Raw genomic sequence first — 17,186 nt, 5'->3', positions numbered from 1 at the left:
TATGCGCTACCTAAGGGTGCTTCGCCTTTTCCTCCGCCTGAGCCTGGCCGCGGAGATGGAGTACCGGGTGAACTTCCTCTTAGGCCTCCTCTCCTCGGCCCTCACCCTTCTTGGGAGCCTCTTCGGCCTCCTCCTCCTCTACCAGGGGGGGTACCGGCCGGGGGGGTGGCGGCTGGAGGAGGCCCTTTTGGTCATGGCCGCCTTCACCCTCCTCCAGGGCCTTGCGAGCGTCCTCCTGGCCCCGAACCTCAACAAGATCGTGGAGCACGTGCAGCGGGGCACCCTGGACTTCGTCCTCCTGAAGCCCATAGACCCCCAGTTCTGGCTTTCCCTGCGGGAGTTTTCCCCTTGGGGGCTAGGGGATGTCCTCCTCGGGGTGGGGCTCCTCCTTTGGGCCGGGGGGCGGCTTGGGCTTGGATTCCCGGACTACGCCCTCTTCGCCCTCTTCTGGTTTCTTGGGGGCCTCATCCTCTACAGCCTCTGGTTCATGCTGGCCACCACGGGGATCTGGTTCGTGAAGATCTACAACGCCACCGAGGTCTTGAGGGGCCTCCTGGAGGCGGGCCGCTTTCCCGTGGGGGCCTACCCCGCCCTTTACCGGGTCTTCTTCACCTTTGTGGTGCCCGTGGCCTTCCTCACCACCGTGCCCGCGGAGGTGGCCCTGGGCCGGGGGGAGGCTCCTCTTCTTTTGGCCTTGGCCTTAGCCCTTTTCCTCTTCCTCCTTGCCCGGGCCTTTTTCCGCTTCGCCTTGAGGAGCTACGCTTCGGCGAGCAGCTAGGTTTCCCGTAGGATGGGGGCATGGAGGTGTTCCTCGTCCTCCTTCTTTCCTACCTCTTTGGCTCCGTCCCCGCAGGGGTCCTGGTGGCCCGCACCTACGGGGTGGATATCCAGAAGGTGGGTTCCGGCAACATCGGGGCCACCAACGTCCTCCGCACCCTGGGTCCGGGCCCCGCTTTGGTGGTGGCCTTCTTTGACGTGTTCAAGGGGGGGCTTGCCGTGCTCATCGCCCGGGCGGTGGGGGTGGAGGGCTGGCTTCTCGGAGGGGTGGCCCTGGCCGCGGTGCTGGGGCACAACTACTCCCTCTTCCTGGGGTTTAGGGGAGGGAAGGGGGTGGCCACCAGCTTCGGCACCCTGCTCTTCCTGGACCCGGTTCTGGCCCTTTGGACCTTCCCCATCGGGGTGAGCGTGATGCTCATCACCCGCTACGTGTCCGCGGGGAGCATGGCTGGGGGGGTGGCGGCTTCCGTCCTGGCCCTGGCCCTGGGCCGTCCCTTTTGGGAGGTGGTTACGGTCTTCCTCATGGCCGTCCTCATCTTCTGGACCCACCGGGAGAACCTGAAAAGGCTTCAGAAAGGCACGGAAAGGCGGCTTGGGGAGAAGGTGGAGGTGAAGGGTGCTTGACCTCTTGGTGATCGCCCCCCACCCCGACGACGGGGAGCTGGGCTGCGGGGGCACCCTGGCCCGGGCCAAGGCCGAGGGGCTTTCCACAGGGATCCTGGACCTCACCCGGGGGGAGATGGGCACCAAGGGCACCCCGGAGGAAAGGGCCAAGGAGGTGGAGGCGGCGAGCCGCATCCTGGGCCTGGACTTCCGGGGGAACCTGGGCCTTCCCGATGGGGGCCTGAGGGATGGCCCTGAGGAGCGCCTGGCCCTGGCGGGGGCCCTAAGGCGGCTCAGGCCCCGCATCGTCTTTGCCCCCCTCGAGGCCGACCGCCACCCCGACCACACCGCGGCAAGCCGCCTCTCCGTGGCCGCGGTCCACCTTTCGGCCCTCCCCAAGGCCCCCCTGGAGGGCGCGCCCCACCGGGTGGAGCGGCTTTTCTTTTACCCCGGAAACCACCCCTTCACCCCGAGCTTTCTGGTGAAGATCTCCGCCTTCATAGACCGTTGGGAGCAGGCGGTTTTGGCCTACCGGAGCCAGTTTTCCGGGGAGGCGGCGAGCGAGACCGTGGGGCCTAAGGGGGTGGAGGCCAGGAAGGCCCTGCGCCGCTACTGGGGCAACTACCTGGGGGTGGACTATGCGGAGCCCTTCGTGAGCCCCGTGCCTGTGCTCTACGTCCCCTGGAGCCGGGCGTAGGGGCACCCTTGCATAAGTTTGCAAGGAGGCGGTATGCTATAAGCCTCATGGGGGGAGACGCCCTGACCTTACCCAAGGACCTGTTGGACTTCAGAGGCTACGGCCTCGAGGCCATCCAGAACCTCCTGGCCCTGGCGGAGGAGCTCAAGGCCACCCGCTACCGGGGGGAGGACCTGAAGGGCAAGACCCTGGCCCTCCTCTTTGAGAAGCCCTCCTTGCGCACCCGCACCACCTTGGAGGTGGCCATGGCCCACCTGGGGGGGCACGCGGTCTACCTGGACCAGAAGCAGGTGGGCATTGGGGAGCGGGAGCCGGTAAGGGACATCGCCAAGAACCTGGAGCGCTTCGTGGAGGGCATCGCCGCCCGGGTCTACGCCCACGCCACGGTGGAGGAGCTTGCCCGCCACGCCCGCATCCCCGTGGTGAACGCCCTCTCCGACCGGGCCCACCCCTTACAGGCCCTGGCGGACCTCCTCACCCTGAAGGAGGCCTTTGGGGGGCTAAGGGGCCTCGAGGTGGCCTGGGTGGGGGATGGGAACAACGTCCTGAACTCCCTCCTGGAGGTGGCCCCCCTGGTGGGGCTAAGGGTGCGGGTCGCCACCCCCAAGGGCTACGAGCCGGACCCTGAGCTCCTCAGGCGCGCCGGGGCCTTCCTCACCCACGACCCTAAGGAGGCCGCCTTCCAAGCCCACGCCCTCTACACCGACGTCTGGACCAGCATGGGCCAGGAGGCGGAGCGGGAAAAGCGCCTTAAGGACTTCCGGGGCTTCCAGGTGAACGGGGACCTCCTTGCTCTCCTCGCCCCCGAGGGGATCTTCCTCCACTGCCTCCCCGCCCACTATGGGGAGGAGACCACGGAGGAGGCGGTATACGGCCAGAGAAGCCGGGTCTTCGACCAGGCGGAAAACCGCCTTCACACCGCCAAGGCCGTCCTCCTCGCCCTGCTAAAGTAGGGGTATGGTCCGGCCCTACCGCTTTAGCCTGGAGGAGTTCTTCAAGCTCCCCCTTCCCGAAAGGGGGGTGGAGCTCCTCAAAGGGGAGCTATACCAGATGGCGCCCATTGGACCCAAGCACGCTTACCTTTTAAACCGCCTTAACCGGCTTTTTGTGGAACGCTTCCCCCAAGCCATTGTTCAGCCGCAAGGTCCCTTGCTCATCCCTCCGGACACCTATCTGGAGCCTGACCTTTTGCTATTACGGCCGGGTCCTTACGCGGAAAGGCTTCCTAACCCGGAGGATGTCCTTCTCCTGGTGGAGCTCTCCGAATCCACCCTGGACTACGACCTGGGGCGGAAGCTTCCCCTTTACGCCCAGGCGGGGATACCCGAGGTTTGGGTGGTGGATTTGCCCGGATATCGCCTTTTGGCCTTCCGCGGTCCCCAGGGCGACCACTACCGCGAGCAGCTTTGGCTTAGCCCTGGGGAAAGGGTGGCCCCCCTGGCCTTCCCCGAAACCCTTCTGGAGATCCCATGGTGAGGGTGGGGATTCTGGGGGCCTCGGGGTACGGGGGGGCGGAGCTCCTCCGCCTCCTCCAAGGCCACCCCGGGGTGGAGCTGGTGGGCTTTTCCAGCCGGAAATACGAGGGGAAGCCCCTTTCCGCCGCCTGGCCCCAGCTTTGGGACGAGCGCCTTTTCCTTCCCCAGGAAGAGGTGGTGGGGCGCGCGGAGGTGGTCTTCCTGGCCCTGCCCAACGGGCTTGCCATGGGGCTGGTGCCCGAAATCCTTAGGGCGGGCAAGCGGGCCATTGACCTCTCCGGGGACTTCCGCCTGCCCCCGGAGGTCTACGAGGCCTGGTACGGCATCCCCCACAAGAGCCCGGGGCTTTACCAGGAGGCGGTCTACGGCCTTCCCGAGCTCCACCGGGCGGAGCTTAGGGAGGCCAGGCTGGTGGCCAACCCTGGCTGCTACGTGACCGCGGCCACCCTGGCCCTGGCCCCCCTGGCGGCGGAAGGGGTTCTGAAGGGGGCCTTCGTGGTGGGCCTAAGCGGGGTCTCGGGGGCGGGCCGGGAAGGGGAGGGGACCTTCTTTGCGGAGGTGAACGAGAACCTGAAGCCCTACAAGGTGGGGGGCACCCACCGGCACATCCCCGAGATGGAGCTGAACCTGGGCCGCCTCCTGGCCCAAGGCCGCACCCCCCGCACCCACGGGGCGAGGGGGGAGGTGCGCCTTTCCTTCACCCCCCACCTGGTGCCCATGACCCGGGGGATCCTGGTCACGGCGGAGGCGGAGGTGGAAGGGGCCTGGGACCAAGGCAAGCTGGACGCCCTCTACCGGGGCTTCTACGCGGGGGAGCCTTTCGTGCGGGTTCTGGAGGACCTCCCCCAGACCAAGGGCACCCTGGGCTCCAACCGGGCGGACCTGAAGCCCCTTTACGAGGGGCGCACGGGGCGGGTCCTGGTCTTCGCCGCCCTGGACAACCTGGTGAAGGGCATGGCGGGGCAGGCGGTGCAGAACCTGAACCTCATGCTGGGCTTTCCCGAGGACACCGCCCTGCCCAAGGAGGGGCTATGGCCGTAACGCTGCCGAGAGGATTCCGCATGGGGGCGGTGCGGGCGGGGATCAAGCCCTCAGGGAAACCGGACCTTGCCCTTCTCGCCTCGGGGCTTCCCGCTCTATGGGCCTACGCGGCCACCCAGAACCGGGCCGCCGCCCCTTCCGTTCACCGGGGCCGCCGCCTTTACGCGGAGGGGCGCCCTCTAAGGGCGGTGGTGGTGAACGCGGGGAACGCCAACTGCGCCACGGGGGAAAGGGGCTTTAGGGACGACGAGCGCCTGGCGGAGCTTGCCGCTTTTCGGCTCGGCCTTTCCCCGGAGGAGGTCCTCACCGCCTCCACGGGGGTCATCGGCGTGCCCCTGCCGGTGGAGAAGGTGGAAAAGGCGCTTCCCCAGCTGGAACTCGGCCCCTTCGCCGACCCCTTCGCCGAGGCCATCCTCACCACGGACCTGGCGGTGAAGGTGGCGGAAAGGGAGGTGGAGGGGGCGCGGCTGGTGGGCGTGGCCAAGGGGAGCGGGATGATCCACCCCAACATGGCCACCATGCTGGCCTTCCTGGTGACGGACGCAAGGGTGCCGCAGGAGGTTCTTAGGGAAAGGTGGAAGGGCATCGTGGACCGCACCTTCAACCAGGTCACGGTGGACGGGGACACCTCCACCAATGACCTGGCCGTGGTCCTCGCCAACGGGGCCTACGGGGAGGTCCCCTTGGAGCCTTTCTTCGCCGCCCTGGAGGAGGTGGCCCGGGAGCTGGCCCGGAAGATCGCCCGGGACGGGGAGGGGGCCACCAAGCTCATGACCGTGCGCGTCTATGGGGCGGCCACGGAGGAGGAGGCCAGGCGGGCGGCCCGGGCGGTGGCGGCAAGCCCCCTTTGGAAAAGCGCCCTCTACGGGAACGACCCCAACTGGGGCCGGATCCTGGCCGCCCTGGGGAACTCCGGGGCCCGCTTTGACCCCTTTAGGGTGGAGATCCGCCTCCAGGGTATCCCCCTTTACCGGGGCGGGGCCCTGCCCTTTGACCGGGAGAAGGCCAGCCAGGCCATGCGGGCGGAGGAGGTGGTGGTGGAGGCGGACCTCAAGGAAGGCCCCTTCCAGGCCGAGGCCTGGGGGTGCGACCTGACGGAGGGGTATGTGCGCATTAATGCGCTTTACACTACGTAATTGCAGGGTGTATACTGGCTTTGGAGGTAAAGCGATGAAAAGGATTCTTGCAGGTGTTCTTTTAGTTGGGGTTTTGTCTTTAGCCGCGGCCCAGTCAGAAGGGTATGGTGTTTATTCCGGTTGGCCCACGTATCTTGGACTTCAGCTTCAAACGGGTAATCTGCGTTTAGGGGCGGGTCTGAGCGGGTATGGCTTTGGAGGAGACGTGGGGTTGATTCTGGCCAAGACCAAGCTGGAAGCCGGGCCGAGCGTGGACCTGGCCTGGTACTACGGCTTGGGGGGAGGGGTGGGGTTTTGGTCCGTTATGGGCTTTACGGGGGCTTACCTTTTCCCCCATGGCTTGGCCGGGGTGGAATACCGCTTGCCGGGCATGCCCTTTAGCGCTTACGGGGAGCTTCAGGTGGGGGTGGGTATTGGCCTCGGGGATTTGGCCAACTGGAGAGGCTTTAATCCCGATTTTGCTGGCCGCGTAGGCCTGATTTTCCGCTAGCCTTGGTTTAGGATGGAGGGGATGCGTTGGCGTCCCCTCTGTCTTTTTCTTGCGCTATTTCTTTCCGCCTGCGCCCGGCCGGACACCCTTCCCCCCCAGATCGGCCTGGTGGAGCCCGCGGGGAGCGGGGTGGCCCCGGGGCGGAACATCCAGGCGGAGGGCTACGCCTTTGACCCCTCGGGGGTGGTGGGGGTGTGGGTGAACGGCCAGCCGGTCCTGCCGGAGGGGGAGCAGGGGAAGAAGCTTGCCCGCTTCCGCTTCCGCCTCCAGGCCCCGGTTTCGGGCCAGGTGGAGGTGCGCCTCCAGGCCCAAGACGGGGCGGGGAACCGGGGGGAGCGGGTCATCCCCCTGGTCCTGGATGCGGCCCCACCCAGGATCCGGGTGGAGCGGGTGGAGCGGGAGGGGGGCCTTTACCGGGTCTTTGGCCAGGCGGAGGACAACGTGGGGGTGGCGCGGATGGTCCTGAGGGTGGGGGAGCGGTACACCCCCCTTTCCCTCCCCCAGGGCCCTTCCGTGCCGTTTGCGGTGGAGGCCCCCGCCGGGGCCAGCCTCATCGCCGTGGACGCGGCGGGGAACCGCACGGTGCGCAGGATTCCCTAAATGGTAGACTCTTCCCCATGCGGGGCCTTTCTTCCCTGGAGGACCTGGCCCGGGCCCTGAAGGACACCCCCGGGGAGGCCCGGTTTGCGGAGCGCCTCAAGGAGATCGCCAAGCTCCTCCACCGCAAGCCCCCTTCCCCCGAGCGGGACGCCCTGTTGGCCCTGGCCTACCTCCGCCTCTACCAGGCCCTGAGGCGGGAAGAAGACCTCCTTCGGGGGTACAGCTACGCCCGCACCGCCCGCCTCGAGGCGGTGCGCAACCTGGCGGAGAAGCTTTTGGAGGGTGCATGAAGGAGCTCATCAGCCTGCTTGCCGTGTGGAGCATCGTCCTTTCGGGGTTGGCCCTGGTGGGGGGCGTGGTCCTCATCAGGAGGGGGGACCGGGTGAACCACCACCGGGTCATGCTCACCGCCACCCTTTTGGCCGCGCTCTTCCTGGTCTTCTACCTCACCCGCTGGGCCCTGTACGGCACCACCGCCTACGGGGGCCCGGAGGCCTGGCGGTGGGCGTATTACCTCCTCCTCCTCATTCCCCACACCCTTCTCGCCGCCCTGAACGGCCCTTTGGCCCTCTATGTGATCTGGCGCGCCCTTAGGGGGGAGTTTACCCTGCACAAGCGCTGGGCTAGGGTCCTGGTGCCCATCTGGATCTACGTGGCCCTTTCGGGCTGGGCCATCTACCTGATCCTCAAGCGCTACGGGGTGGAGGCGGGCACTATCTCGTTTTAGCCCAGGGCTCCACCACGATCCGCCCTTCCAGAAGGCGGGCCCGCTCCGGCCCCCGCCCCTCCTCCCCCTCTGGGGCTTGGGCCAGGTGCCCGGCGATGCGGAGTTGCTTGGCCTCTAAGGAGAGGGCGAAGATGAAGCGCTCCTCGTCCCCCAGGGCCCCCGCGTGGGCCAGGCCCCGGAGCTTGCCCACCACGATCACATCCCCTCCCGCCACCACCTCCGCCCCGGGGTTCACGTCCCCCAGGACCACCACCGTGCCCGGGTGCTCCACCCGCTCCCCGGCCCTCAGGGTCTTGGCCAGGACCAGGGTGCCGGAAGGGGCCCGGCCCCGGGGGGGGACCAGGGTGAAGGGCCGCCCTAGGGCGAGAAGGGCCTCCAGGACCTCCTGCCCCACGGGGCCCGCCACCTCCACCTCCAGGGGTAACCCCTCGGGGAGGGCCAGGGCCCGGATCTCCTCCGGCCTCTCCCCCCCGTCCAGGCGGAGGGCCAGGGCCTTGGGGGTGGCGCGAAGCCGCATGGCGCTATTCTACCTTCCAGTAGGCGGCCATGACCTTTCTCACCGCGGGGAGGGCCACCCGGCTCCCCTCCCCGCCGTTTTCAAAGAAGGCCACCACCACCAGGGGCGGGTAGGGGCTTCCTGGGTCTGTGGGGCCGTAGCCCATGTACCAGGCGTGTTCCAGCCCGGCCCGTTTGCCAGGGGTTTCCGCGGTGCCCGTCTTCCCGCCGGTGGGGACGGGAAACTCCCCCAGGACGTGGCGGGCGGTGCCCTCGGTGACGGTTTTTCTTAGGCCCTCCTGGAGAACGCTCCAGAACCTGCCCGGCACCCGCTCCACCTTTGGCGCCACCTCCTTCCCCCCGATGGCCTTCACCAGGTGGAGCCGGGGCTTCCGGCCGCTTTGGGCGATGGTGGCGAGCATCCGGGCGATCTGGGCCGGGGTGGCCAGGACCGGCCCCTGGCCGATGGCCACGGAAAGGGTTTCCCCCGGGTACCAGGGCTCCCCCAAGGCCTCCTCCTTCCAGGCGCGGGTGGGGAGGAGGCCCGTCCTCTCCGCGATCTCCAGCCCGGTGGCCTCCCCAAGCCCCAAGAGGCCCGCCCGCCGGGCCAGGCGGTCCACCACCCCCAAGGGGTCCTGGGCCACCGCCTGGTAGTACCAGGTGTTGCAGCTCCAGGCGATGGCCTCCCGCACGGTCATGGGGCCCATGTCCCGCCCCGCCCAGTTCCGCCGCACCTGCCCCCCGTAGACCAGGTAAGGGGAGCAGCGGTAGGAGGTGCTCGGGCCCACGTACCCCTCCTCCAGGAGGGCGTAGCTGGTGGCCAGCTTGAAGGTGGAGCCCGGGGTGTAGGGCTGCACCGCCCGGTTCAGGAGGGGGAGGTCTTTGTCCCTTAGGAGGGCCTCCACCGCCTTGGGCACCGGCCTTTGGGCGAAAAGGGCCGGGTTGAAGGAGGGGGCGCTGGCCATGGCCAGGACCTCCCCCGTGCGGGGGTCCAGGGCCACGATGGCCCCCTTGACCCTCCCCGCGGGGGGAAGCCCCTTGGCCCTGCGCCCGGCGTTGATGTCCGAAAGGGCCTCCTCCAGGGCCCGTTCCGCCGCCTTTTGCAGGTCCAGGTCCAGGGTGAGGACCACGTCCTGCCCGGGGGTGGGCTCCTCCAACACGGTTTCCTTAAGGCGTTCCCCCCGGACGTTCACCTCCACCGCCCGCACCCCCCGCTTGCCCCTTAGGTAGGGCTCCAAGGCGGCCTCGAGGCCCGCCTGGCCCACCTCTTCATCGGGGCTATACCCCCGTTTCACCTGCTCGGCGTTGGCCAGGAGGACGTAGCCCAGCACGGGGCCGGAGATGGGGTTGGGGTAGGTGCGCTCGATCCGCTCCACAAGCTTTAGGTTTTCCTGCCCCGCGGTGAGCTCCGCCAGGGTGGGCACCAGCCCCTCGGGCACCCCCGCCTTGAGGACCGTGGGGCCCTGGACCCGGGGGAGCTCCTTAAGCCCGAGAAGGGGGAGGAGCCGCTCCTTGAAGGCCACCTCTCCCCCCATATAGACCAGGTCCACCACCACCCGGTCCTGGGCGATGACCCGGCCCTTCCGGTCCAGGATCCGGCCCCTAGGGGCGGGGATGCCCTCCGTCTTCAGGTAGTTCCCGAGGCTCCGGGTGGCGTAGCGCTCGTACTCCAGCACCTGGAGCTGCCAGGCCCTGAGCCCCAGAAGGGCGAAGGCCAGGAGGAAGAAGGCGGTGAGGGCGTAAAGCCTTCCGGTCATAGCCGCCTTAGGAGGAGGTAGAAGGGGAGGGTGAGGGCCCCTTCCAGGAGGAGGCTCCCCAGGGCCAGGGGGGGAGGTTCCAGCCGGAGCCAGTAGGCCACCAGGAAGTACCCCGCCCATTTGGCCAGGAAGGCGTAGAGGAAGGCCAGCCCCATGCCCAGGGCTTCCCCCGCCACCACGCGCCGGCTTGCCGCGTAGTGGGCGTAGGTGGCCATGAGGAGCCCCACCCCGTGGAGCCCGAGGAGGCCGAAGCCCAGGAGGTCCTGGAGGAGGCCTAAGGCGAAGGCCACGGGGAGGCCAAGGAAGTAGGGCCTTGCCCCTGCGTACCAGAGGGCGTAGGCCAGGAAGAGGTCGGGGCCCGGCCAGCCCTCGGGGAGGAGGGTGGCGAAAAGCCCCAAGAGGAAGAGGGCGCCAAGGAGCGGGAGAAGGGCTCGCATCCTTCCACCTCTAAAGGGGCCTTAGCACGATGACCTCCTCCAGGAGGGAAAGCTCCACCAGAGGCCGCACCCAGGCCTGTTGCTTAAGCCCCCCCTGGACCCTTTCCACCCGTTCCACCCGGCCCACGGGGATGCCGTCGGGGAAAAGGCCCAAGGTGGCCCCGCTTAGGAGGAGATCCCCGGGCTTCAGGGGCACCGTGGGGGGGAACTCGGCCAAAAGCCGGTCCGGGGGGGCCCCCCGGGCCACCCCCCGCCCCGGCGTGCCCTCGGGCCGCACCCCCACCCGGCTTTCCGGGTCCAGGAGGGTGCGCACCAAGGCCCGGTCCTCCTCCACCTCCACGATGAGGCCCACCAGGCCCTGGGGGGCGGCCACGGGCATCCCCGGCCGGAGGCCCTGGCGGCTTCCCATACCCAGGAGGAGCCTCCGGTAGAGGCCGGAGAGGTCCTCCCCGATCACCGGGGCCACGGCCACCACCCCCGGGGCCTTAGCCTTCACCTCCAGGGCCCGGGCCAGGCGCTCCACCTCGAGGCGGAGCCGGGCGTTTTCCGAGCGGAGGAGGGCGAGCTCCTCCTTCAGGGCCTGGTTCTCCGCGTAGAGGTCCTGGCGGTTTGTGAGGGCGGAAAGGCCTGCCCGGAGGTTCTGCCCCAGGCGGTGGCCCAGCTGGGGCAGGGGGGCGGTGAGGGGGGAGAGGAGGAGGGCCACCTTGGGGGTGAGGGGCCGGGTGAGGGCGGAAAGGGCGAGGCCCAGGAAAAGGAAAAGGAGGAAAAGCCCGCGGCGGAGGGCGTTTTCGCTCACGGCCTGAACCCCCTCTCCCAGAGGAGGGCGAAGACCCGGGCGATGGGGAGGCCCATCACGGTGTAGAAGTCCCCCTGGATCTCCTCCAAGAGGACCATCCCAAGCCCCTGGGCCCCGTACCCCCCCGCCTTGTCCAGCCCCTCGCCGCTTTGCACGTACCAGGCGATCTCCTCCTCGCTTAAGGGCCGGAAGCGCACCTTGGCGGTGTGGACCTCTAGGAAAACCTCCCCTGGGGTCCTGAGGTAGAAGGCGGTGTGCACCCGGTGGACCCTGCCCGAAAGGGCCCGGAGGAAGGCCCGGTTTTCCTCCGGATCCCTAGGCTTCCCTAAGGCCTTCCCCTCCAGGTCCACCACCGTGTCCGCCGCCAGGACCCACTCCCCCGCCACCCCCTGCCCTTTGCGCTCCGCCAGGGCCAGGGCCAGGGCCTCAGGGGGGAGGCCCTCCGCCTCCTCCTCCACCCCGGGCACCACCACCTCCACCCGGTAGCCCAGGGCCTCGAGGAGGGCCTTCCGCCTGGGGCTTCCCGAGGCCAGGATTAAAGGGGGCTTCAAGGTAGCTCTAGGGCTGACCCCGCTTCCCAAAGCCTCTCCACCTCCTTCCGGTACCGCTCCGCCAGGGCCTCGCCCTTCAGGACCAGGAGGTTTTCGTTGTTCACCGCCCGCGCCCGGTAGGAGAAGTTGTAGCTCCCGGTGATGACCCAGAGGCCGTCCACCACCATCACCTTGTGGTGCAGGGTGTAGGGGTTGCCGTCCCGGCGCACGGGGATGCCCGCCCGGAGGAGGGTTTCTTCCCGGCTGGAGTCCAGGTTCCGGGTCTCCAGGAGGACCTGCACCCTCACCCCCCGGGCCTTGGCCTCGGCGAGGGCCTTTAGGATCTCCTCGTCGGTGAGCACGAAGGCCGCCACCAGGATCTCTTCCCGCGCCGAACGGATCCGCTCCAGGATGGCCCTCCATGCCCTCTCCCCCCCGGCGGGGCTGAAGTAGGCCGTGCCCTCAAGAAGGCCTTCCCCCCCCTCCAGCCGGAAGGCCACGGGCTCCCCTAGGCCCTCCTTGCGCCCCTCCAGGAGGGCCAGGACCTCCCGCCGGTACCCCTCCGCCAGGGTGGGGGAGGTGAGGAGGAGGCTGTTTTCGTTGTTGCGGGCGAAGGCGTTCCAGGTCATGTTGGTGCTGCCGGTGAAGACCGCCTTCCGGTCCACCACCAGCACCTTATGGTGCATGAACCCCTCCCGCTCGTCAAAGCAGACGGGGATCCCGGCGATCTCCTCGCAATCCCCCCCTAAGGGGCGGAGGTGGGTTTGGAGGAGGCTCCTCGTCACCCTAGGGGGCTCTTGGGTCTGGCCCAGCCTGGCCGCCACCAAGTAGCGGCGGAAGTCCTCCCGGTGGTCGCTCTCCCCGTAGATCCGCACCGCCACCCCCCGCCCCTTGGCCGAAAGGAGGGCGCGGGCGATCCCCAGGTCGCGGAACTCGTAGAAGGCTCCTAGGGCCTCCTCCTGGGCCCCCTCCAGGAGGCCGATGAGCTGGGCCTTGGCCCTTTCCCCTTCCTCCGGCATGAAGAAGACCTCTAGAGGCCCCCTCTCCTCCGGTGGGGGCAGGGCGGGCCTTAGCTCCTGGAAGAGCCAGACCAGGAGGAGGACCAGGAGGACCAGGTACCCCGGAAGGCCCCCGATGGTGGGCTTCCTCCTTTTGGCCATCAGTACCCCGTCCCCTCCCCGCCCGCCACCAGGGCCACCCCGCTGGAGGTGCCGAGCCGACTGGCCCCGGCCTCCAGGAGGGCCAGGGCAGCCTCCCGGGTGCGGATGCCCCCGGCGGCCTTCACCTGGGCCTTTTCCCCGGCCACGGCCTTAAGGAGCCTCACGTCCTCCACCGTGGCCCCCCGGGGGCCGAAGCCGGTGGAGGTCTTGAGGAAGTCCGCCCCGCCCCGGATGGCGGCCTCGGCCATGGCCTTGAGGGCTTCCTCGCCGAAGTACCCCGTTTCCAGGATGACCTTGAGCACCGCGCCCGGCACCGCCTCCCGCACCGCCCGCACCTCGGCCTCCAGGTAGGCGTAGTCCCCGGCCTTGGCCCGGCCCAGGTGGACCACCATGTCGATCTCGTCCGCCCCTTGGGCCCGGGCCCAGGCGGCCTCCAGGGCCTTCACCTCCTTGGCCTGGTAGCCCAAGGGAAAGCCCACCACCGTCACCAGCCGGAACGGGGCCTCGGGGAAGGCCCGGCGCACCAGGGGCAGGTAGCTTGGGGGGATGCAGAGGCCGAAGAAGCCGTAGGTGAGGGCCTCTTCCGCCACCCTTAGGATCTCTTCCGGGGTGGCCGTGGGGCTTAGGAGGGTGTGGTCAATGTGGGCCTCGAGGTCCATACCCTGCCATCATACGCAAAGGGCGTGGTAGGATGCGGTAGGCCCCGTGCGGGGCCTTTTTTTGGGGTGAAGATGCTAGCCGTAGGCATTGTGGGACTACCCAACGTGGGCAAGAGCACCCTCTTCAACGCCCTCACCCGGGCGAACGCCCTGGCCGCCAACTACCCTTTCGCCACCATCGACAAGAACGTGGGGGTGGTGCCCCTAGAGGACGAGCGGCTTTACGCCCTGCAGAAGGTCTTCGCCAAGGGGGAGCGCCTGCCCCCCGTGGTGCCCACCCACGTGGAGTTCGTGGACATCGCCGGGCTTGTCCAAGGGGCCCATAGGGGAGAGGGGCTTGGCAACCAGTTTCTGGCCCACATCCGCGAGGTGGCGGCCATCGCCCACGTGGTGCGGTGCTTTCCCGACCCCAACGTGGTCCACGTGATGGGCCGGGTGGACCCTTTGGAGGACGCGGAGGTGGTGGAAACCGAGCTCCTCCTCGCGGACCTTTCCACCTTGGAGCGGCGCCTGGAGAGGCTTAGGAAGGAAGCCCGGGCCCAGAAGGAGAAGGAGCCCCTCCTTAGGGCGGCGGAAGGGCTTTACGCCCACCTCCAGGGGGGCAGGCCCGCCCGCACCTACCCCCTGGACGAGGAGGGGAGGGCCTTCCTCAAGGAAACCCCCCTCCTCACCGCCAAACCCGTGATCTACGTGGCCAACGTGGCCGAGGAGGACCTGCCCGAAGGGGAGGGGAACCCCCACGTGGCCGCCCTGAAGGCCAAGGCGGCAGAGGAAGGGGCGGAGGTGGTGGTGGTCTCCGCCAAGCTGGAGGCGGAGCTGGCTGAGCTTCCCGAGGAGGAGGCCCGGGCGCTTTTGGAAAGCTATGGCCTTAAGGAAAGCGGCCTCCAGCGCCTGGCCCGGGCGGGCTACAGGGCCCTTGGCCTCATCACCTTCTTCACCGCGGGGGAAAAGGAGGTGCGGGCCTGGACCGTGCGCCGGGGGGCTAGGGCCCCTGAGGCCGCGGGGGAGATCCACTCGGACATGGAACGGGGCTTCATCCGGGCGGAGGTCATCCCCTGGGACCGGCTGGTGGAGGCCGGGGGGTGGGCCCGGGCCAAGGAGCGGGGCTGGGTGCGCCTCGAGGGCCGGGACTACGAGGTGCAGGACGGGGATGTCCTCTACATCCTCTTCAACGTTTGACGGAAGCCTCCCCTTGGGCTACAATCCCTTTGGGCCTAGGGCCCGTGCTGGGGCGTCGTCTAATGGCAGGACAGCGGACTTTGGATCCGCCGGTCGTGGTTCGAGTCCACGCGCCCCAGCCAAGCTTTTTTCATAGGGTTTTCGCACCCCATGGGTAAGCTGGACCCGTGGCGGCCTTATCGGATGCCCTTCTCTTCATGAGCCGTAACGAAGCCCTGAGGGCCTATCTGGAGCTGGTCCTTATGGAAAAGGGCATCCCCGTGGTCTACTTTGATTCCGCCCGGGAGGGGCTCTTCTGGCTTGTGGACCACACCCCGAGGGCCATCCTCCTGGACACCGATCTGGACGTGGACCCCTTCGCCGTGGCCAGCCGCATCCGCCATGTGCGCCGCCTGAAGGACATCCCCTTGGGGGTGATCATTGAACCCCAGGAAAAGCTCAGGACCACCGCGGAGGTGGTGCGGGTGCGGCCTTTGGAGAAGCCCCTCACCCGGGAGAAGCTCCTCGGCTTCCTCCAGGCGGGCTGAGCCCGGGGTCCTTGTAAACTATTCCCCAGCATGCGCGTTTTGCGCTTCCTCCTCTTCGTGTTCCTGGCGGCCTTCCTGGGGGCGGGGGCCGGGCTTGGGTACCTGGCCTACGCCCTCACCCGGGACCTCCCCGACCTCGAGGCCCTAGACCGCCTCCGCCTCACCGCCACCTCCACCCTCTACGCCCGGGACAGCTCCCTTTTGGCCGCGCTGGCCAGCGTGGAGGAGGGGCGGGCCATCCACCGGAGCCTGGTGCGGCTTTCCGAGGTTTCCCCCGCGGCTTTGGCCGCTTTGGTCTTCTCGGAGGACCGGCGCTTTTTCAGCCACTACGGCCTGGACCCGGTGCGCCTCTTGGGGGCGCTTTGGGCCATCCTCCAGGGCGACCTCCAGGGGGGGAGCACCATCACCACCCAGGTCATCAAGAACACCCTCCTCAAGGACCTGGCCCAGGCCCGCACCTTGGAGCGGAAGTTCAAGGAGTGGGCCCTGGCCCTGGAGCTGGAGCGGCGCTACACCAAGGCGGAGATCCTGGAGATGTACCTGAACGTGGTCCCCTGGGGGGGGAACGCGGTGGGGCTTAAGGGGGCGGCGGAGGCCTACTTCGGCAAGGACCCCTCGGCCCTGACCCTGGCGGAAGGGCTCTACCTGGCCTCCATCGTCCCCGCCCCCAACGCCCGCTACGCCGACCTCAAGGGGGTTCGGGCCCGCATGCGCCTCCTCCTGGACGGGATGGTGGCCGAGGGGTGGGTGAGCCCGGAGGTGGCGGAGGCCGCCTGGCGGGAGCCCGTCGCCCCCAAGGGCTGGCGGGTGCGCTACGACGGGGAGGGGAACCTCCTGGAGGCGGAGCTTGTGGACCCCGAGGCCAGGATCCTGAAGGCGGTGGACTTCCGCTTTGCGCCCCACTTCGTCCTGGAGGTGCGGCGGTTCCTCGAGGCCCGTTTCGGCAAGGAGAAGGTCTACGGGGAGGGGGGGCTTAAGGTCTACACCACCCTGGACCCCGTCATGCAGCGGGCGGCGGAGGCCGCGGCCAAAGGGGCTCGGCTTCCTGAAGGGGCGGAGCTCGCCATCGTGGGCCTGGACCCGGAAACGGGGGAGGTCCTGGCCCTGGTGGGGGGCGTCCGCCGGGCGGGGGACGAGTACAACCGGGCCACCCGCGCCCTGAGAAACCCGGGGAGCGCGGTGAAGCCCTTCGTCTACGCGGTGGCCCTGGAGAACGGCTGGACCCAGGCCACCCTGGTTCCCGACCGGCCCCTGGAGTTCCCGGACCCCAGCCAGAAGGACGGGGTCTGGCGGCCCAAGAACTTTTCCGGCACCTTCCTGAACCGGGAGATCACCCTGCGCTACGCCCTGGACCTTTCCCTAAACCTCCCCGCGGTCTACACCGCCCACAGCGTGGGGATAGAGAAGGTGGCCGAGAGGCTGGCCCGGGCGGGGTTTTACGTGCGCTACCCCACCTTGGCCATCGCCATCGGCGGGGCCTCCATCACCCCCTTGGACCTGGCGGCGGCCTACGCCGCCTTTGTGAACGGGGGGTACCGGGTGGCCCCCCAGTTTGTGAGCCGGGTTGAGGACGCAAAGGGACGGGTGCTCTACCAGGCCGCGCCCGAACGGGTGCGCCTCTTCTCCCCCGAGGTGGCCTACCAGGGCTGGGACCTCCTGAAGGGCTACGTGTACGACCTGGGGGAGAGGGGCCTGGCCAAGGGGGCCCGCATCCCGGGGCGGGTGGTGGGGGGGAAGACGGGCACCACCAACGAGGCCCGGGACCTCTGGTTCGCCGGGGTGACCCGGGGGCTTTCCGCAGTGGTCTGGGTGGGCCGGGACGACAACCGCCCCATGCGCATGGGGGGGCGTGAGCCCTCCAGCTCCGTGGTCAACCCCCCCATCTGGCGGGCCTTCGTGGCCGAGGCCCTGAGGGGCCGCCCGGGGGGGGACCTCCCCCCGCCCCCCGGCCTGGTGGCGGTGCGGGTGGACCTCCTTTCCGGCCTCCCCTCCCCCAGCGGGGTGGCGGTGTACTTCCCCCGGGGCCGCGAGCCCCTGCCTCCCCCCTCGGTGGAGGCACCTATGGAAGGGCCGCCCCCAGAGGTGCCCTAAGGAAAGGAG

Annotated in this window: 21 protein-coding genes and 1 tRNA gene; 15 read left to right on the top strand and 7 right to left on the bottom strand. The window is 68.8% G+C overall.

Features of this window, described 5'->3' with window-relative positions; all coding sequences use genetic code 11:
* Position 1 precedes the first annotated feature (1 nt).
* The 11 genes from B043_RS0108595 to B043_RS0108545 are packed head-to-tail and all read left to right on the top strand — an operon-like array spanning position 2 to position 7,546.
* The gene (locus B043_RS0108595) at positions 2-778 is read left to right on the top strand and encodes an ABC transporter permease (protein ID WP_018461687.1); all 777 of its coding nucleotides are present in this window, start codon (positions 2-4) and stop codon (positions 776-778) included.
* 20 nt (positions 779-798) lie between these two features.
* Complete coding sequence (gene plsY / locus B043_RS0108590) at positions 799-1,401, top strand: glycerol-3-phosphate 1-O-acyltransferase PlsY (protein WP_018461686.1); 603 nt, start codon at positions 799-801, stop codon at positions 1,399-1,401.
* The gene (gene bshB1, locus B043_RS0108585; protein ID WP_018461685.1) at positions 1,394-2,077 is read left to right on the top strand and encodes a bacillithiol biosynthesis deacetylase BshB1; all 684 of its coding nucleotides are present in this window, start codon (positions 1,394-1,396) and stop codon (positions 2,075-2,077) included. Before plsY ends, bshB1 begins: the two co-directional genes overlap by 8 nt.
* Before the next feature lie 47 nt (positions 2,078-2,124).
* Entirely contained in the window at positions 2,125-3,030 is a 906-nt protein-coding gene (gene argF, locus B043_RS0108580; protein ID WP_018461684.1) for an ornithine carbamoyltransferase, read from the top strand.
* Between the two features lie 4 nt (positions 3,031-3,034).
* The gene (locus B043_RS0108575) at positions 3,035-3,553 is read left to right on the top strand and encodes a Uma2 family endonuclease (RefSeq protein WP_016329449.1); all 519 of its coding nucleotides are present in this window, start codon (positions 3,035-3,037) and stop codon (positions 3,551-3,553) included.
* Between the two features lie 2 nt (positions 3,554-3,555).
* A complete protein-coding gene (argC, locus tag B043_RS0108570) occupies positions 3,556-4,593 on the top strand; it encodes an N-acetyl-gamma-glutamyl-phosphate reductase (protein ID WP_211207623.1) in 1,038 nt (345 codons plus the stop codon).
* The gene (argJ, locus tag B043_RS0108565; protein ID WP_026234200.1) at positions 4,584-5,729 is read left to right on the top strand and encodes a bifunctional glutamate N-acetyltransferase/amino-acid acetyltransferase ArgJ; all 1,146 of its coding nucleotides are present in this window, start codon (positions 4,584-4,586) and stop codon (positions 5,727-5,729) included. Before argC ends, argJ begins: the two co-directional genes overlap by 10 nt.
* 34 nt (positions 5,730-5,763) lie before the next feature.
* Complete coding sequence (locus tag B043_RS13150; RefSeq protein ID WP_026234199.1) at positions 5,764-6,219, top strand: hypothetical protein; 456 nt, start codon at positions 5,764-5,766, stop codon at positions 6,217-6,219.
* A 21-nt stretch (positions 6,220-6,240) separates the two neighbouring features.
* Positions 6,241-6,819 (top strand): hypothetical protein, encoded by a 579-nt coding sequence (locus B043_RS0108555; protein WP_018461680.1) that lies wholly within the window; start codon positions 6,241-6,243, stop codon positions 6,817-6,819.
* A 17-nt stretch (positions 6,820-6,836) separates the two neighbouring features.
* Positions 6,837-7,109, top strand: a complete 273-nt coding sequence (locus tag B043_RS0108550) for a hypothetical protein (RefSeq protein ID WP_018461679.1) — start codon at positions 6,837-6,839, stop codon at positions 7,107-7,109.
* Positions 7,106-7,546, top strand: a complete 441-nt coding sequence (locus B043_RS0108545; RefSeq protein WP_018461678.1) for a DUF420 domain-containing protein — start codon at positions 7,106-7,108, stop codon at positions 7,544-7,546. The genes B043_RS0108550 and B043_RS0108545 overlap by 4 nt, the downstream gene beginning before the upstream one ends.
* Here the strand turns inward: B043_RS0108545 and B043_RS0108540 are convergent.
* The 7 genes from B043_RS0108540 to deoC are packed head-to-tail and all read right to left on the bottom strand — an operon-like array spanning position 7,533 to position 13,380.
* Positions 7,533-8,063, bottom strand: coding sequence for a septum site-determining protein MinC (locus B043_RS0108540; RefSeq protein ID WP_016329441.1), 531 nt, complete (start codon positions 8,061-8,063; stop codon positions 7,533-7,535). The genes B043_RS0108545 and B043_RS0108540 overlap by 14 nt on opposite strands.
* Before the next feature lie 4 nt (positions 8,064-8,067).
* Positions 8,068-9,798: a penicillin-binding transpeptidase domain-containing protein gene (locus B043_RS0108535; protein ID WP_016329440.1), complete on the bottom strand. Its 1,731-nt coding sequence runs from the start codon at positions 9,796-9,798 to the stop codon at positions 8,068-8,070.
* Positions 9,795-10,235, bottom strand: a complete 441-nt coding sequence (locus B043_RS0108530) for a hypothetical protein (RefSeq protein ID WP_016329439.1) — start codon at positions 10,233-10,235, stop codon at positions 9,795-9,797. The genes B043_RS0108535 and B043_RS0108530 overlap by 4 nt, the downstream gene beginning before the upstream one ends.
* Positions 10,236-10,245: 10 nt before the next feature.
* Positions 10,246-11,031, bottom strand: a complete 786-nt coding sequence (mreC, locus tag B043_RS0108525; RefSeq protein WP_018461677.1) for a rod shape-determining protein MreC — start codon at positions 11,029-11,031, stop codon at positions 10,246-10,248.
* A complete protein-coding gene (locus B043_RS0108520) occupies positions 11,028-11,582 on the bottom strand; it encodes a Maf family protein (RefSeq protein WP_018461676.1) in 555 nt (184 codons plus the stop codon). The genes mreC and B043_RS0108520 overlap by 4 nt, the downstream gene beginning before the upstream one ends.
* Positions 11,579-12,721, bottom strand: a complete 1,143-nt coding sequence (locus B043_RS0108515) for a phospholipase D-like domain-containing protein (RefSeq protein ID WP_018461675.1) — start codon at positions 12,719-12,721, stop codon at positions 11,579-11,581. The genes B043_RS0108520 and B043_RS0108515 overlap by 4 nt, the downstream gene beginning before the upstream one ends.
* Positions 12,721-13,380, bottom strand: a complete 660-nt coding sequence (gene deoC / locus B043_RS0108510) for a deoxyribose-phosphate aldolase (protein WP_018461674.1) — start codon at positions 13,378-13,380, stop codon at positions 12,721-12,723. The genes B043_RS0108515 and deoC overlap by 1 nt, the downstream gene beginning before the upstream one ends.
* A 72-nt stretch (positions 13,381-13,452) precedes the next feature.
* Here deoC and ychF point away from each other — a divergent pair, with 72 nt between their 5' ends.
* The 4 genes from ychF (at position 13,453) to B043_RS0108490 (ending at position 17,177) form a co-directional block, all read left to right on the top strand.
* Positions 13,453-14,559 (top strand): redox-regulated ATPase YchF, encoded by a 1,107-nt coding sequence (gene ychF / locus B043_RS0108505; RefSeq protein ID WP_016329434.1) that lies wholly within the window; start codon positions 13,453-13,455, stop codon positions 14,557-14,559.
* Positions 14,560-14,607: 48 nt separating this feature from the next.
* A tRNA-Gln gene (locus B043_RS0108500) sits at positions 14,608-14,681 on the top strand.
* A gap of 45 nt (positions 14,682-14,726) precedes the next feature.
* A complete protein-coding gene (locus B043_RS0108495) occupies positions 14,727-15,086 on the top strand; it encodes a PleD family two-component system response regulator (protein WP_018461672.1) in 360 nt (119 codons plus the stop codon).
* 30 nt (positions 15,087-15,116) lie between these two features.
* Positions 15,117-17,177 (top strand): transglycosylase domain-containing protein, encoded by a 2,061-nt coding sequence (locus tag B043_RS0108490; protein ID WP_018461671.1) that lies wholly within the window; start codon positions 15,117-15,119, stop codon positions 17,175-17,177.
* Positions 17,178-17,186 lie beyond the last annotated feature (9 nt).

This window comes from Thermus oshimai DSM 12092, from assembly GCF_000373145.1.
Taxonomy (GTDB): Bacteria; Deinococcota; Deinococci; order Deinococcales; family Thermaceae; genus Thermus; species Thermus oshimai.
The sequence above is the reverse complement of the archived record's forward strand: the minus strand, read 5'-3'. Positions and strand labels throughout refer to the sequence as shown.

What these genes read in the sequence shown, in the direction of transcription:
- plsY (WP_018461686.1), top strand. Translation starts at nt 799, where the DNA reads ATGGAGGTGTTCCTCGTCCTCCTTCTTTCCTACCTCTTTGGCTCCGTC.
- B043_RS0108595 (WP_018461687.1), top strand. Translation starts at nt 2, where the DNA reads ATGCGCTACCTAAGGGTGCTTCGCCTTTTCCTCCGCCTGAGCCTGGCC.
- B043_RS0108515 (WP_018461675.1), bottom strand. Translation starts at nt 12,721, where the DNA reads ATGGCCAAAAGGAGGAAGCCCACCATCGGGGGCCTTCCGGGGTACCTG.
- argF (WP_018461684.1), top strand. Translation starts at nt 2,125, where the DNA reads ATGGGGGGAGACGCCCTGACCTTACCCAAGGACCTGTTGGACTTCAGA.
- B043_RS0108540 (WP_016329441.1), bottom strand. Translation starts at nt 8,063, where the DNA reads ATGCGGCTTCGCGCCACCCCCAAGGCCCTGGCCCTCCGCCTGGACGGG.
- B043_RS0108550 (WP_018461679.1), top strand. Translation starts at nt 6,837, where the DNA reads ATGCGGGGCCTTTCTTCCCTGGAGGACCTGGCCCGGGCCCTGAAGGAC.
- B043_RS0108530 (WP_016329439.1), bottom strand. Translation starts at nt 10,235, where the DNA reads ATGCGAGCCCTTCTCCCGCTCCTTGGCGCCCTCTTCCTCTTGGGGCTT.
- argJ (WP_026234200.1), top strand. Translation starts at nt 4,584, where the DNA reads ATGGCCGTAACGCTGCCGAGAGGATTCCGCATGGGGGCGGTGCGGGCG.
- ychF (WP_016329434.1), top strand. Translation starts at nt 13,453, where the DNA reads ATGCTAGCCGTAGGCATTGTGGGACTACCCAACGTGGGCAAGAGCACC.
- deoC (WP_018461674.1), bottom strand. Translation starts at nt 13,380, where the DNA reads ATGGACCTCGAGGCCCACATTGACCACACCCTCCTAAGCCCCACGGCC.
- B043_RS13150 (WP_026234199.1), top strand. Translation starts at nt 5,764, where the DNA reads ATGAAAAGGATTCTTGCAGGTGTTCTTTTAGTTGGGGTTTTGTCTTTA.
- B043_RS0108545 (WP_018461678.1), top strand. Translation starts at nt 7,106, where the DNA reads ATGAAGGAGCTCATCAGCCTGCTTGCCGTGTGGAGCATCGTCCTTTCG.
- B043_RS0108535 (WP_016329440.1), bottom strand. Translation starts at nt 9,798, where the DNA reads ATGACCGGAAGGCTTTACGCCCTCACCGCCTTCTTCCTCCTGGCCTTC.
- B043_RS0108575 (WP_016329449.1), top strand. Translation starts at nt 3,035, where the DNA reads ATGGTCCGGCCCTACCGCTTTAGCCTGGAGGAGTTCTTCAAGCTCCCC.
- B043_RS0108490 (WP_018461671.1), top strand. Translation starts at nt 15,117, where the DNA reads ATGCGCGTTTTGCGCTTCCTCCTCTTCGTGTTCCTGGCGGCCTTCCTG.
- B043_RS0108555 (WP_018461680.1), top strand. Translation starts at nt 6,241, where the DNA reads ATGCGTTGGCGTCCCCTCTGTCTTTTTCTTGCGCTATTTCTTTCCGCC.